Here is a 13535-nt window from a genome sequence, read left to right as displayed (position 1 = left end):
TGAAACGCAGACCACCCCGGCGCGCACAAATAACTCCACTAAATCCACCTACGCCAGTAGTCGGGCAAACCGTTGGACTTCACGCAGTTCAGCGGACTCGCACTTGAAGGCGCGAGAATACAGCCATCCTCGAAGCCGCAGCAAATACGTTCCATATCAGGCACAGCAAAAGAACGATTAATCCAGTGCCGGCTCTTGGCATCACGGGGGACGTGCCACCCTTCAGCGCACCGGCCCCTTGACACTGAAAGGACGCCCTCGCGATCGGGCGCCCTGAACGACAGTGCGGCGCAGGAACGCGCGGCTGCACCCCGACCGCCGCAGACGAGTAGCACTATCATCCGACCAACCATCTGCCGTGGCGAGAAGCACGACCACAATCAATGCGGCCCAATAGACGGGGTGCCTCACCGTCGTATGAGTCAGCCCAAACACAAACAGCGCAACAACAGCCCCCGAGAGCAACGAAACACCACGACGTGAAGTGAACCAGCACGATAAGACGAAAACTCCAACAAAGGCCAGCACGCCAACTAAGCCTGAACTCATTCCTATGTGCAATATATTGTTGTGCGCCTCCAGCACAGCACCTGACGCCTCGACAGGACCAACTTCTGGGCCGAGCCCGACAAGTGGCGACGAGCCGACTATCCGACCGCTCTCCAACCAAATGCTAATGCGCGTCGAACCTTGGTCATCCTTTGCAAAGAGCTCATCAAAAAACAGGCCGAAGCGATCCATCAGCGGCCCCCAAAAACCAATTAATACTGACGCACCAGCTAACACCGCCAGAGTAGTAGCCACTGGCCCAAGCCTTACCCACCACGCAACTACAACAAGTATGCCCCCAACGCACCATGCCATCAATAGCGAGTCACTATCTGTCGCCACCTGAACAATGACCAAGGAAAAGATGAGGATGGAAGCAAACGACAGCGACCAGGCCCGGGACAACTGCCAAATATCACTGCGAAGTAGATAGAGCACAAGGAACGGTATCGCGACGAACGCTATTGCGAACTGATTGGGATCCGTGGACCATCCCTGGAAACGCTCGCTGCCCCGCCAGTAGAATGAGACACCGCCTAGGCCACGAAAACCACTCAGCCAGATTATCGCCACAAACACAGCCAGCGCGGCCGTTCCCATCGTCAACCCAACAGCAAGATGCGTGATCCGCCGAGGAGTCTCTACGTACACAAAGATGGCCATACCCACAACAGCGCACAGCGCATAGGCGAAAAGCGATCTCGGGAACACGTCAAAGTTCGGGAAGAATACAGAGCGCACCAAGAAACCCGCAATTAGCGCCGAGAAGAATAAATACCAAAACACAAAGAACACGGACCGCGCTTTGCGTACGACAACCTGGCTCCCCGAGGAGAGCGTGGTATGCGCACTTCTTTCACGCCTCTCCAAGCAAACGTGAGCCACGAACACTATTAGCAGCAATTCGCCCGGGCCGACGACTCCGAAAAGCTTGAAGCTCTTCGCCGTTGATAGAAGCAAGCCCCCCGAGAACGCAATTACGGGCCAGCGCATACGCACCTCCGGATTCAACACACTCATCGTCGAACCCTCGAGCGAACATTCTCCAGCATCCACGAATAAATCAGTCGCATCTCGTCACGCACAGAGTCGGTCGAGTATCGGCCAGCGACCACTACATTGTGTCGACCCGCACGCAACCGAGCACTACGATCCAGCAAACTACGAATAGCATCGGCCAGATCTTCCGGACTATCCGCAACAACCACTCGACCACCGAGCGGGTCCTCCACGAGCTCGTTGTTTCCCCTCGTGTCCGACACAATGCACGGAAGCCCCGAAGCCATCGCCTCTACTACAGCCACTGGCAGACCCTCGCGAAACGATGGGTGAACAAATATATCGGAGGCCGCAAGCAGGCGCGTCACATCATTACGAAACCCTAGAAAGCGAACACGGTCCTGAATTCCAGAATCTTCGGCTCGACGCTGCAACTTGTCCATCAACGGCCCGCGACCACAATGAACAAACCAAACATTGTCAAAATCCGCGATCCGCAAAGCGTCGAGCACCACCTTGTGATTCTTATTTACGTTCAGCTCCCCCACCGATAACAGCACCACCGCTGATTCAGGAATGCCTAGAGACTCGCGAACCACACTCCGAGCGTCATGAGAAGCGGGCTGCATGGCATCAATATCAACACCGATTCCGGGTGTCCTAAACACGCGCCTTGCATGCATCCTTGAAGCAGCGGTGTAGTCCTCGTTGTTGATTGTGATTATGGCGTCACTAATCCACGACATCGCACTTTCGATCGCGTAGTACGTCAGTTTGTGCGCCAAAGGCGCGCTCGCGTGAAAATGAAATCCGTGGGCAGTATACAGCACCGGACTAGTTCGCGTTAAAAAGGCGGCGATCCGTCCCACGATACCACCTACCGGGGAGTGGCAATGCACAGCGTCAAACCGCAATCGGTTCATAAGACGGACCAATTGAACCAATGCAGCAATATTCTTCGGCGATACAGGGGAGCGAGCAAAGTCGATGTGGTGACGAACAAACCGAATCGAATCAAGCCTCGCGTCGGAATCCTCGAAGTTGGCGGCGCCATGAATCTCGAAACCCAGCTCATCAAGCACTTCAAAGTTGACGCGTTCGAAGAGATAGAACTGTCGCGAGACTGTCGACACAGACAGAATTTTCATTACGCCACCGAATCCCTGTAACGTACCGATACAGATGAAAGTACTAGTGCGAGTACAGTGTCACGCATGATGCGCCAGTCACCCCGAAGGGACCGGGCCTCCACGTACTTTTCGTATAGCGCAACCTTTGCGGGCAACACTCGATCTATATAGGCGCGGTGAGGATCAGAGAACCTCGAAAGCATCTCCGACTCATTGCGAAATGCGATCGATGCCGGATCGGTCAATCCCGGCCGAATAGACAATATTGCCGAGCGCGCCTCCGAAGGCCAGCTACCAGCATACAACGGCACCTCTGGTCGGGGACCAACTAAACCCATATCGCCACGCACTATGTTCCACAACTGAGGTAATTCATCTAACTTAGATGCACGCAAGAAGTTCCCGACCCGTGTAACTCTATGAGCTTCACTGGCAGACACTGCATTGCTGGTCTCAGCTTGCGTCATCGTGCGGAGTTTATATAGCACAAACCGACTCTCGCCCCTCCCAACACGAGTCTGCCGAAAGATCGGACTGCCCCGAGAATCCAACGCCACGGCTACGCACAGGACTCCGATTAGCGGCGCTGCTATAATCAAACCAGGGATTGCCAAACTCAAATCACGAACGCGGAACATATCCAACTCCAAGGCGCCCATAATCCTATGCCCCGAGTCTCTCGTGTGTATAGAGATTCATCCGACGACCATGCGGAGTCTCAAATGACCCGTGCAATTGCCAACCGTCCTGAACATAGAATCGATTCACCGTTGAATTATCAACTGCGTCCGTGGTCAGGTGCGCAGTCTCAATCCCAGACTCTGCCATCTTATGTCTCCAACTCACAAGCAGCCGAGCGCCCAGCCCCGTCCCCCTCACCGAAGGTGATACGCAGATTGAGCTTAGTTCTGCACCCTCGGCCCGCTGCCCAGCACCACCTCTATGACGTACACCGCGCAATACGCGCCCTACAACGGCGGGATTACGAACCACAGCGCCCGCACCGAACCAGGCGAAGTGAAGAAGTCTCCGACGCAGTACGCGAGTATAAAATGCTCGGGGATCACGGGGACCGACAGCGATACCAACTGGAATACGCTTGTGATCGCGAACTACGACAACAATCGCTTCCGGATTCGCAATGAACGCGCGGTAAAACTGGGTCAGGAAACCCTCGCCCAAGGTGGACAAGAAAAAATCAGGAAATGCCTCACGGTGAAGGCGCGCCAATGCTCTACAGTCCGCCGCTGACACCGAGAACTCTATAAGGAAGCCGTTGCCAGTCACAATCAGCCCCCACCCAGAAGGATATGTCTAACACTCTCGATTACGCGGTCGACCTGATCCGATGTCATCGAAGAAAAGATGGGGAGACTCACAACTCTACCAAAAGCTCGAGAGGCGACGGGAAACGCATCCGGCTCCAGAGAGTACTTTTCTCGCCAATAGGGTTGATGATGCAAAGGGATGAAGTGCACACTCGTTCCAACTCCCCTATCTGCCATCAGAGATACAAAACCATCTCGATCCACGGGAGACTCATTTGTCAGTTCCAGGACAAAGAGGTGATGGCCGTGTCCGCCATGTTCGGACGGACCGACCGAAACCCTAACCGGAAGATCAGCAAAAGCTTCGCGGTAGCGCGAATCAATGTGGGCTCGATTTGACCACATTTCCTTAGCTCGCATCAACTGTACAAGCCCAATCGAGGCGGCGACATCCGTCATATTGTACTTAAAACCAAGCGAAGTCACCTCGTACATCCACGATGGCGTCCGGCTTCGGTATCGATCAAACACGTCTCTAGAAATGCCGTGAAGCCTAGTACTCCTTGCCCGGTTTGCGATCGCACCATTCGAAGTGACCAGCATGCCACCTTCACCGGTAGTCATCGTCTTCGTCGCATAGAACGAAAATACTGTCGCCGCACTAGACCCGGCGCCGACTAGAGCACCTTGATTGCGTACAGGAAATGCGTGCGCGGCGTCCTCAACCACTTCAAGTGAATACTTTGAGGCAACCCTACCAAGGTTTGACATATCTACTGGCAAACCGGCGAAGTGGACCGGAATGATTGCGCGAGAGCTAGAAGTTAGGTTCGCCTCAGCAACTTCTAGGTCCAAGTTGTAAGAACTCTCAGACACATCCACAAACACTGGCCGTGCACCAACGTATTCGACGACCTCCGCAGTGGCAGTAAACGTCCACGTGGGTACCAGCACTTCGTCGCCCGGACCGATACCCAGTGCCTCTAACGCCAAATGGAGACCAGCCGTCGCCGAATTCACCGCAACGGCGGATACGTCGGGCCCCAGAAACGCCGCAAACTCACTTTCAAACTTGCGCGTAACTGGCCCGGTAGTCAACCACCCAGAACGCACAGCCTGTGCGACGGCCTCAACTTCCGCCTCCGTGATATCGGGAAGCGCGAACGGAATAAATTCTCTGTCAGTTGCCATTCCACTGCCCCGTTCCGTCGTTCCATTTGCAAAATCTCTTAACGGTACGTGCGATACTAAAGTCCTGGATTTCGCATCCTACAACATGCACGATTGCTTACGCCGCACATACCAACCAGGGCACACGAACATCATCAAGATGCTATCTGATTCGCGTGTCGTGGTTTCACTAAGCCAGCCTGACGGAGGCCCTGCCAGGCGAGCCAGGCGCCAGCGAGAGCTAGCGTGCGGTAAGCGGGCGAACCAGCGTCTCTTCCGAGCTGAACTCGGGCCGTAGTTATCGCGATCGACGATCGCGAGATTACGGGCGACCTCCTACTGTTCTGATTCGCGTGAATACGGTACTGGGTGAGAAGAGAGTCGTCGTACTGAATCTTGCCCAGGGCGGCAAGCCTCAGGTAGAACTCGTAATCATGCATACGAGTGCACGCAAGATTGTATCCCCCGATTTGTCTCATGGCTGCTGCCCGAAACATCGTCGATGAGTGCACAAATGGATTGCTGCGCAAGAGAGCGTCTACTGAATTTACCTCGACTAGTTCTGTGTGTCCCAGCAACGTTCCAGAGTCGTCGATCAGATCGCACCGTGAAGCCACCCCTACAAGATCGCTAGAGGCGTTTAGGGTATCCACTTGCTTCTCAAACCGACCCGGTTTGGCTATGTCATCCGCATCAAGCCTTGCGATGAATTCACCGCTGGACGCACCAACACCTACATTAAGCGCATACGGCGTTCCAAAGCGCCTAGGAAGGGCGATAACTATCTCAGTACCCGTCTGCTGAGCGCGGTACCGTTCCTCGTCCGTAACGCCATCCAAGACGAGTACCACTTCTACATCCGGGTGTCCTTGGCTCGTCACGCTCTCTAGAGCTTCAATGAGATGCGTGTCCACCCGCGCTGCCGGGATGACCACACTTACACGGCCCCTGACGTCAAATTGGCTCCGTGCTTTACCCATTTTTCTCTCCCTCCTTATTTAGACGTTGAGGCTTTGTGCGATCCGGAACTAGTGTGCTCAGGTACGTCGGTAGTGCGGGTCACACTTCGTCAGCGCCAGAACGGTGCGACATTCGCTTCTACCAGGTTCCACATCTGGGCATTGAGCTCTGCCTGCCGTCGTGAGTGGTTCTCTAGTTGCTCGCGAGAGCTGACTGATGAGGTTGACCTATCAAGCAACGTGCTCACAGCCTCGTGCGTAGCTTCTCGTCCGGCGTAGGGGTCGCACACTGACTCTTGTACCCCGAAGTCCTGTGCAAGCCAGCGGTACTTGTGGCTCCAGCCGTGAAGTAGGACCGGTGTACCGACTGATAGTGCACTAACCAGGGCGTGGTAACGTCCACCAACTAGCGCAGACGCCCTCGCCAGCATCCACTTTGATTCAAGCCCGTTGAGTCCGCGAACGATATCGAGGTCACCTACTCGTTTACGTAAAGCTTCCAGAATTTCGATGTCCCGCCCGCCCTCATGTCCAAGGCCATAGGCGGACACCTGCTGTCCCCGGGCGGCCTCTACGGCCCCGGCAAGTGAATCCAGATAGAGATCCCGCTTCGCTCCGCTATTCGCTCGTGCGAGGATATTCCAGTTTGGCACTATTGCTAGCGCATCATCATACTTTTCGTATTGCTGATAGTTCGATGGAGCTTTCGGGGGCAGCCCAATGGTAAAGTCTGGGAACTGATGAACTTTGTTCTGTGATGCCTTTGATTCGGCGTGTTCCATCGTCCAGCGGAATGAGTCTTGGTCGCGCGCAATCACCAGCTGACTTGCTTCAGTAATGGTGCGGGCAATGTCGGCAGTGTGCTCGAATGGTCCGAGCGCTTGCGGAAGAAGTATGACAGGCACCCCTTTATGTGACCAACGCCTAAGTTCAGAAGCTTGCCTGCCTATTGCTGAATGTCGCCATTGGTCACTATAGCAAAAACCGGACGCATCGAGGACTGCATCTACGTCGGCTCCCATTCGGAAGGGAAGCCGATCTGTGATCCTTTGGAACCTAGTGTCCGCCGTACCCCAAGGACGGAATCTAAGTTTTTGGACGGCGAGAAGCGTATCAAGACCAGCCGCACGCTTCTGCCGGGAAGTTCCGTACTGCACCTCGATGAGAGGCTGCGCATTGAGCCTGTCTCGTACGAACTGAGATGCCGCAAGGAGCATCATGTATGCGCCTTGATTGTGAAACCCCGCACCAACTATTAGGACATTTCTTCGACGGCTGGCGTGAACGTCGGTTCCTGAAATTGCCATGGCGTCCTCCAATAGGGTTCGAGCGCTACTTCAACGAATGATACTGCCGGACCTCGTCCAGTGAAATCTTAGCCGAAGCAGGGACTAGGCCTTCCGGATCGGCGTAACCGTAAGCAATCAACATCACAACCCGCTCATGCGCGTCGAGATCGAGAAGTCGTGAGATATTGCGTTCCCGGCGCGGTATATCGGGCCAGTTGATGCAGCATGTGGAGACACCGTCGGCAGTCAAACTCAATAGCATACTCATCACCGCGAGGCTCGCATCTATGTAGATGAGGTGACGGTCTCTTTCATCCTGGTAAGCCGACAAGTCACCAACGACTACAATGACTGCAGGGATCTGATGCGAGTAGCCTACAGTCCCTCCAGCCAAACTAGCGACTTGCTGCGCCTCTTCTGGGTTGTCAATGACAAGGAAGCGGAATGGCGTGCGATTGCAAGCGGTTGGTGATTCTGCCGCGGTCACGGCTGCACGATCAACGGTCGCCCTTGGGACCGGATCCTGAGTAAACCAGCGCGTTGATCGCCGAATCAACGCGAGCTCGTGGAGCCTCAGGGACGAGTACTCATCTGTTAGTACGCCGGCGCTGCTCGGTCCCAACCAGGAGGACAGCTCGCCTTCTTCTGGCGAGAATCGATTTCGCAGTTCCCTGAATGTTTCGCGTGCGCGCGATATTTCGGGACTGGACGAGTTCGACGTTGCATCGAAGTACATGGCGAGGACATCGAGCACCCAATTGCGCAATTGGTCGGTGAGGGCACCAATGTCTAATAGCTCCCTCGCGGTGTCGACTGTCTTCTCTATATAGTCGACTGCGAAGGTGTCGCGGCGCGGTCTCATTGAGAGACCTTTCTCGAGCATGTGAATTCTGCGTCTGAGATAGTAGTGTTGGCGACCTTCTGAATCCAAAGCGTGAAAGCGAGATATGCCAGCAAAGACTGCGCGTTGTTCATTGGAGAATGAGGAATTGGCTACTGAATAGTAGAGGTTTGCGAGACGTCCGCGCGAGCGGTATATATACGGGCGGCTTGCATCGATAGCTCGCCGTCCAATTCTCCGAAGTTGGCGCTCCACTCTTGCACGCATGTGCGTTATCTTCCCCTCTTTATGCGTCGTGAGACGATCGATCTTACTATCCTGGCTGGCGCGACCAGTGTTTTGACGCACATCCACCCAATGGTGCGCGTTTCTTTGCCCACAAAGAGGAACGCAACATTCGCGAGCAGGTAGGATGCAACCGTAGACCATGCCGCTGCCGTAAGACCAAAGACTGGTGTTAGTGCGATCGTGGCCAGAATGTTCAGTATGGCTCCCGCAGTGTGCCTCCAGAACGAAAGCCAGAGGCGGTTTTCAGCGAGGATCCATTTGCTTACGACAGCGCCGATACAGATAGCGGGGCATGCGACTGACATTATCTGAAGTAAGCCGACCGCCTCCTTGAAGTCTGAACCAAACAATAGCGGCACAGCGATCGGTGCTGAAACAATCATCACCATCGCTGTACCGAGTCCGAACCAGCAAGCGCCGTCTAATGATCGTTGTAGCGTTCGAGCATACTCGGCACTTTGATTTCCGTGTCTTCTTCGAACCCTCAGCAGCGCCGGAAAGGTCGCATTCATGAATACTACCGGGAGAACGTAGGCGATCTCGCCAATTCTTGATGCTGCGGCATACACCCCAACAGACGAACTCCCTAGAATCGCCTGAATGATGATTATGTCGCTACGTAGATTGATCTGGTTCGCGATACTGGAAATCATTAGCGGCGCACCTTGTTTGGCGAACCGAATCGAGTCCTGCGCTCTGGGAAGTTTCCATGATCGTGACGGATTGCGCCTTGCGTACTGGATCTGAATTAGAACAACGTAGGTAAGTTGCTCAATTACATACGCGAGGAGTATGACTTGAACATTCGGGACGTAGACCAGTAGCACCACTTTGAGTATCAGGAACAGCACGCCCGTGACGATCTTGGCGATCGCAGGCGTTTTCGCTTCTAGTCTCGAATGAAACCAGAGCTCCACAACATCGAATGCGCGCGCGAACATCGCGAGTCCTGCGATCCCCGCCGCTAGTAGCTGGTCCGAGGATGTCATACCCGCGATCGTGATGATCGCTGCATAGCAGGCAATCGCAACGCTTTCGCGTACGGCAACAATTGAGGAGGTGATCAGTGCCGCTCTGTTGGGATGGTTCGCGTATTCCCTTAACGCAAGGCCGTAGAATCCGGCGGAACTTATTGATATGCCGAGTGCTGCTATATTGAGTGCATAGTTGAGAGCGCCGAATTCCGATACCGACAGATACCGGGCCCCTACGACCATGAGCAACGCCGTGTATAAGAGATTGGAAAACTGGTGGGCCGTGGCCCACGCCGCACTCCTAGCAGGACTGGCGGCGTTTTGAGTGCTCGCCCTCACGCCTGAGAACCACCTGTTCTGTCTATAGCGCGGTTGCCGTCAGGTTGTTCGATTCTCATTCGGTATGCACAGTTTCGGCTGCCTGCTGTCCTACTTCATGCACTGACGTAAAGTCTCCTGCGGTTCGATTATGCGAACCGATTAGAATTTCCTTCGGATTCAATGGCGGCACTATAACTTTTGATATCAACGGGTGGTGCGAGCGTGCCGCAGACTCGGACTCACTGAGAATGACCTCGTGCATCTTCTCGTTGGGGCGGAGCCCCGAGAACACGATGTCGATCTTCTTTCCGGAGGCGGCGATGAGGCGCTCGGCGACGTCGAGGATGCTCACCGGTTCGCCCATGTCGAGGACGAGTACCTCGCCGTCGTTGCCGATCGCCGCAGCCTGGACAACGAGCTGCGCGGCCTCGGGGATCGTCATGAAGTAGCGGGTGATCTCCGGGTGCGTGACGGTCACGGGTCCGCCCCGCTCGATCTGGCCACGGAAGGTGTGGAGCATCGAGCCTCGCGAGCCAAGCACGTTGCCGAAGCGGACGGAGATGTAGGTGCCCTCCGCCGTTTCCCCGAACCACGACGTGAGCCGCTCTGCCACGCGCTTGGTATTGCCCAGGACGCTGACGGGTGCCGCCGCCTTGTCGGTCGAGACGTTGACGAACTGCTGGACACCGACCTTCTCAGACGCGCGCAGCACATTGAGCGTGCCCAAGACGTTCGTCTTCCATCCCTCCTCGGGGTACATCTCGAGAAGCGGCTGGTGCTTGAGCGCTGCCGCGTGGAATACCACCTCGGGGCGGTGGGAGTCGAACACCGCCTGGAGCGACTCTTGGTCACGAATGGAGACGAGCGCGACGTCCCGCGTGTCGAGGAGTGCCTTGCCGTAGATCGAGAGCTGCACCGAGTGCAAGGCAGACTCGTCCCGGTCGAGCAGGACGAGCTCCGCCGGGCCGAAGCGGTGCACCTGCCGCGCCAGTTCCGAGCCGATCGAGCCGCCGGCACCCGTGACGAGCACACGCTTGCCGGTGAGGTAGCCGGCGATGGAGTCGAGGTCGAGGTCGACCTGGCGGCGACCGAGAATGTCGGCGATGTCGAGCTCCTTGACGTCCGCGAGACTCACGCGGCCACCCACCATCTGGCTCACCGGGGGCAGCAGCAGGAACTGCAGTCCCGCGTCCTCCACGAGGGCGGAGACCTCGCGGAGCATCTCTGGTTCGGCCCGGGAGATCGCCATGACCACCTTCGTAGCCCCGGTCGCCTTGGCGGCGTCGGCGAGTTGCGCCCGCGACCCGAGCACAGGAACCCCCGCGAGGGTGAGGTTGCGCTTGCTGGGGTCATCGTCGATGAGTCCGACCGGCCGGAACGGCGAGGCGTCGTCCATCTTGAGCAGGCGCACGAGCTGGTAGCCGGCGTCGCCGGCCCCGTAGATGAGGGTGGGCTCGGCGTCCTTCGGAATGACGCGTGTGTTGATCTGCCACGCGCGGTAGCCCCAGCGTCCCGCGGCCATGAGTAGGAGCGCGAGCGGAGGAGCAAGGATCGCCGTTCCTCTGGGGAAGTCGCCGAACGGGCGGATCGCGAGGAACGTGGATCCCGCGAGGAACATGACGATGCCGACGCTGACGACGAGCCCGAGGATCTCGTCGAAGCTTCCGATCCGGTAGCGCCCGAGGTAGATCTTCAGCACCGCGCCCACGACGACCTGCAGACCACAGGCGAGGAGCGCGTAGACGGCGATCCAGTTCCACTGGTCGGTCTCGAGGTAGAAATCGTACCGGGTCAGCACGATCGCAGCTATCGCCAGGATCCAGCTCAGGACGTCCCAGGCCACTCTCACCAGCCTGCGGAGGACCGGACTCATCACCATGGGCGCATGCGCCTCCAATTTCAGCGAAGCCCCTCGCGGAGCACGGACCGTGCCATCGTAATCACCCTCGGTTTCACCCCGAATGGATTGAGACGCATGAAAGTGCTGCGCGCGTCACGGTCCGGGCCCGCAACTGACAATCGCTGCCAGCACGGGCCGAAGCGCTCTCGGCCACTGCGACGTCCCCTATGCTCTCCGCATGTCTCCCCGCGTGCGCAGGCCTGTGACGTACGCGCTGATCGGCGTCCTCGTCCTGCTGAACATTGTCTTGATCGTGCTGTTGCTGGTGCGCGATCCTGCGAGTGCGTCGGGCGAGGCCGGGGAGTACGTCCCGCCGAGCGTCGGGACCGCACCGGAGGAGTCGTCGTCGGGCGCAGCCACAGAAGGCGACGGTCCGGGCGAGTCCGCGAGCGACACCCCTGGTGAGACGCCAGAGGCTCCGTCAGAGCCCGAGTCGGACGGCCCCGTCGAGGCGGCCCTTCCGATACCTGCTGAGCGGCTCCTGGCGAGCGCGAACGGGGAGGTGGCGTGGCGCGCCGTCGTCGGCGACTGCCAGAACCCGGGCAGCGTCGAGCTCACCACCGATGGCGGGGCCACCTGGTCCCCCACCGACACCGGCCTCGCCCCTATCACACGCCTCAAGGCCATCACCCCGACCGCGGTCTTCGCCGTCGGCGGTGTGGACCCGGACTGCGCCCCCGTCTACGCCGGTTCCGTGGACGGTGGGAACAACTGGGAACAGGCGCCCGAGCTCGTCGACGGCACCTGGTACATCGACCCCAGCGACCGGGCGGTTCTCGGAACCACTGTCGGCGAGGTCGATGCGCCGTGCGAGGTCGCAGGGCTCGCCGGCTTCGACGACGCCAGCGCCGCCCTGCTGTGCACGGACGGGAGCCTCACCGTCTCCACCGATGGTGGCGCCTCCTGGACGACAACCGCCGAGGAGACCGGCGCCGTCGCCGTCGGGCTCACCCTGCAGGGCTACGTGCTCGCCGGGTCCGCCGAGGGGTGCGAGGGCACGCAGGTGTGGACCGCGGGAATCGAGGGATCGACCGCCCCGGTCGGCTGCGCGGAGGGCGCCGAGCCCGAGGCCGGTCAGACCGCCGTGGCCGGCGCGGGCGACGCCATGTGGCTGTGGGCCGGCGAGGAGACGCTCGTGTCTAACGATGGCGGGGCGAGCTGGTAGATCCCCGGGGCGCGTCAGTCAGCCGCGATGTTCGCGTCGCGCTGTGTCGATGGACGTGACCACCTGCTCGAGCCACGCTCGCGCCGACTCGATCCCCGGCAGCACGAGCGAGGCGCCGCCGACCTCTGTCTCCTCGCGGGCATCGCGATATGCGGGCTCCCAGCCCTCCATCCCGCGCAGAGGCAGCGGCGGCCACTCCTGCGCGCGTCGGAAGGCAAACGTGCGCAGGCAGAACTCCCGCACAGCGGACAGCTCAGGACCGGCATCCCGCAGCAGCTGCAGGTCCACCAGATCGTGAGCGCGGGCGTAGGCAGGGTCCGTCACGGAGTGGACCTTCTGCGCGATCTGGTACTCCAGGTCGATCAGTTCCACCGGCTGCAGCGCTCCGAAACCGAACCGCTCGCTCAGCTCGGCGAGCTCGCCGTCGACGTCGCGGCTGACATGGGCATCCGGTCCGATCTCGGGATCAGACACCTCCACGTCGAGCCCTGCCCACTCACGCTCAAGGAAGGACAGCGTGACCCGGTAGGGGTGCACCACATACTGGAGGTGGGCAAGCCCAGGGTCGTGCGGCCGCCGAGGCTTCAGGGCCGCGGTGAAGGCCACGCGGTCCGGCGCACGCGAGCGCTGGGCACCCCGAACTCGCGGGACGCCTCCTCGAGCCGGGCATTCAGCTGCGCAA

At 58.3% G+C, this 13535-nt stretch carries 13 protein-coding genes; 2 read left to right on the top strand and 11 right to left on the bottom strand.

Annotated elements, in window-relative coordinates:
* Positions 1-222: 222 nt before the first annotated feature.
* From ACZLKG_RS02685 to ACZLKG_RS02670, 4 genes are read right to left on the bottom strand one after another with little or no spacing between them, the layout of a single operon-like run.
* Positions 223-1569: an O-antigen ligase family protein gene (locus tag ACZLKG_RS02685; RefSeq protein ID WP_463647846.1), complete on the bottom strand. Its 1347-nt coding sequence runs from the start codon at positions 1567-1569 to the stop codon at positions 223-225.
* On the bottom strand, positions 1566-2681 hold the full coding sequence (locus tag ACZLKG_RS02680) for a glycosyltransferase family 4 protein (protein WP_463647845.1): 1116 nt from the start codon (positions 2679-2681) through the stop codon (positions 1566-1568). Before ACZLKG_RS02680 ends, ACZLKG_RS02685 begins: the two co-directional genes overlap by 4 nt.
* Before the next feature lie 14 nt (positions 2682-2695).
* Positions 2696-3316: a sugar transferase gene (locus ACZLKG_RS02675; RefSeq protein ID WP_463648076.1), complete on the bottom strand. Its 621-nt coding sequence runs from the start codon at positions 3314-3316 to the stop codon at positions 2696-2698.
* 25 nt (positions 3317-3341) lie between these two features.
* Positions 3342-3671, bottom strand: a complete 330-nt coding sequence (locus ACZLKG_RS02670) for a GNAT family N-acetyltransferase (RefSeq protein WP_463648075.1) — start codon at positions 3669-3671, stop codon at positions 3342-3344.
* On the opposite strand from ACZLKG_RS02670, the gene ACZLKG_RS02665 reads away from it, so the two are divergent.
* A complete protein-coding gene (locus ACZLKG_RS02665) occupies positions 3621-3929 on the top strand; it encodes a hypothetical protein (protein ID WP_463648080.1) in 309 nt (102 codons plus the stop codon). The genes ACZLKG_RS02670 and ACZLKG_RS02665 overlap by 51 nt on opposite strands.
* A gap of 38 nt (positions 3930-3967) precedes the next feature.
* Here the strand turns inward: ACZLKG_RS02665 and ACZLKG_RS02660 are convergent, their stop codons facing one another.
* From ACZLKG_RS02660 to ACZLKG_RS02635, 6 genes are all read right to left on the bottom strand, one after another.
* Positions 3968-5137 carry a DegT/DnrJ/EryC1/StrS family aminotransferase gene (locus tag ACZLKG_RS02660; RefSeq protein WP_463647844.1) on the bottom strand — a complete coding sequence of 390 codons (1170 nt, stop codon included), beginning with the start codon at positions 5135-5137 and terminating at the stop codon, positions 3968-3970.
* A 134-nt stretch (positions 5138-5271) separates the two neighbouring features.
* Positions 5272-6096, bottom strand: a complete 825-nt coding sequence (locus ACZLKG_RS02655; protein WP_463647843.1) for a glycosyltransferase — start codon at positions 6094-6096, stop codon at positions 5272-5274.
* A gap of 89 nt (positions 6097-6185) precedes the next feature.
* Complete coding sequence (locus ACZLKG_RS02650; protein WP_463648074.1) at positions 6186-7292, bottom strand: polysaccharide pyruvyl transferase family protein; 1107 nt, start codon at positions 7290-7292, stop codon at positions 6186-6188.
* 115 nt (positions 7293-7407) lie between these two features.
* Positions 7408-8226, bottom strand: coding sequence for a nitroreductase family protein (locus ACZLKG_RS02645; protein WP_463647842.1), 819 nt, complete (start codon positions 8224-8226; stop codon positions 7408-7410).
* Between the two features lie 251 nt (positions 8227-8477).
* Positions 8478-9806, bottom strand: a complete 1329-nt coding sequence (locus ACZLKG_RS02640; protein WP_463647841.1) for a flippase — start codon at positions 9804-9806, stop codon at positions 8478-8480.
* Positions 9807-9861: 55 nt separating this feature from the next.
* Positions 9862-11631 carry a polysaccharide biosynthesis protein gene (locus tag ACZLKG_RS02635; protein WP_463647840.1) on the bottom strand — a complete coding sequence of 590 codons (1770 nt, stop codon included), beginning with the start codon at positions 11629-11631 and terminating at the stop codon, positions 9862-9864.
* A 235-nt stretch (positions 11632-11866) separates the two neighbouring features.
* On the opposite strand from ACZLKG_RS02635, the gene ACZLKG_RS02630 reads away from it, so the two are divergent.
* Complete coding sequence (locus ACZLKG_RS02630; RefSeq protein WP_463647839.1) at positions 11867-12853, top strand: WD40/YVTN/BNR-like repeat-containing protein; 987 nt, start codon at positions 11867-11869, stop codon at positions 12851-12853.
* Positions 12854-12871: 18 nt separating this feature from the next.
* On the opposite strand, the gene ACZLKG_RS02625 is transcribed toward ACZLKG_RS02630, so the two are convergent.
* The gene (locus ACZLKG_RS02625; protein WP_463647838.1) at positions 12872-13459 is read right to left on the bottom strand and encodes a nucleotidyl transferase AbiEii/AbiGii toxin family protein; all 588 of its coding nucleotides are present in this window, start codon (positions 13457-13459) and stop codon (positions 12872-12874) included.
* Positions 13460-13535: the final 76 nt, after the last annotated feature.

Source organism: Georgenia sp. Z2081 (assembly GCF_055326445.1).
The sequence above is the reverse complement of the archived record's forward strand: the minus strand, read 5'-3'. Positions and strand labels throughout refer to the sequence as shown.

Coding starts and splice junctions, on each gene's coding strand:
- ACZLKG_RS02685 (WP_463647846.1), bottom strand. CDS start 1,569: ATGAGTGTGTTGAATCCGGAGGTGCGTATGCGCTGGCCCGTAATTGCG.
- ACZLKG_RS02675 (WP_463648076.1), bottom strand. CDS start 3,316: ATGTTCCGCGTTCGTGATTTGAGTTTGGCAATCCCTGGTTTGATTATA.
- ACZLKG_RS02665 (WP_463648080.1), top strand. CDS start 3,621: ATGACGTACACCGCGCAATACGCGCCCTACAACGGCGGGATTACGAAC.
- ACZLKG_RS02660 (WP_463647844.1), bottom strand. CDS start 5,137: ATGGCAACTGACAGAGAATTTATTCCGTTCGCGCTTCCCGATATCACG.
- ACZLKG_RS02655 (WP_463647843.1), bottom strand. CDS start 6,096: ATGGGTAAAGCACGGAGCCAATTTGACGTCAGGGGCCGTGTAAGTGTG.
- ACZLKG_RS02650 (WP_463648074.1), bottom strand. CDS start 7,292: ATGCTCCTTGCGGCATCTCAGTTCGTACGAGACAGGCTCAATGCGCAG.
- ACZLKG_RS02645 (WP_463647842.1), bottom strand. CDS start 8,226: ATGAGACCGCGCCGCGACACCTTCGCAGTCGACTATATAGAGAAGACA.
- ACZLKG_RS02630 (WP_463647839.1), top strand. CDS start 11,867: ATGTCTCCCCGCGTGCGCAGGCCTGTGACGTACGCGCTGATCGGCGTC.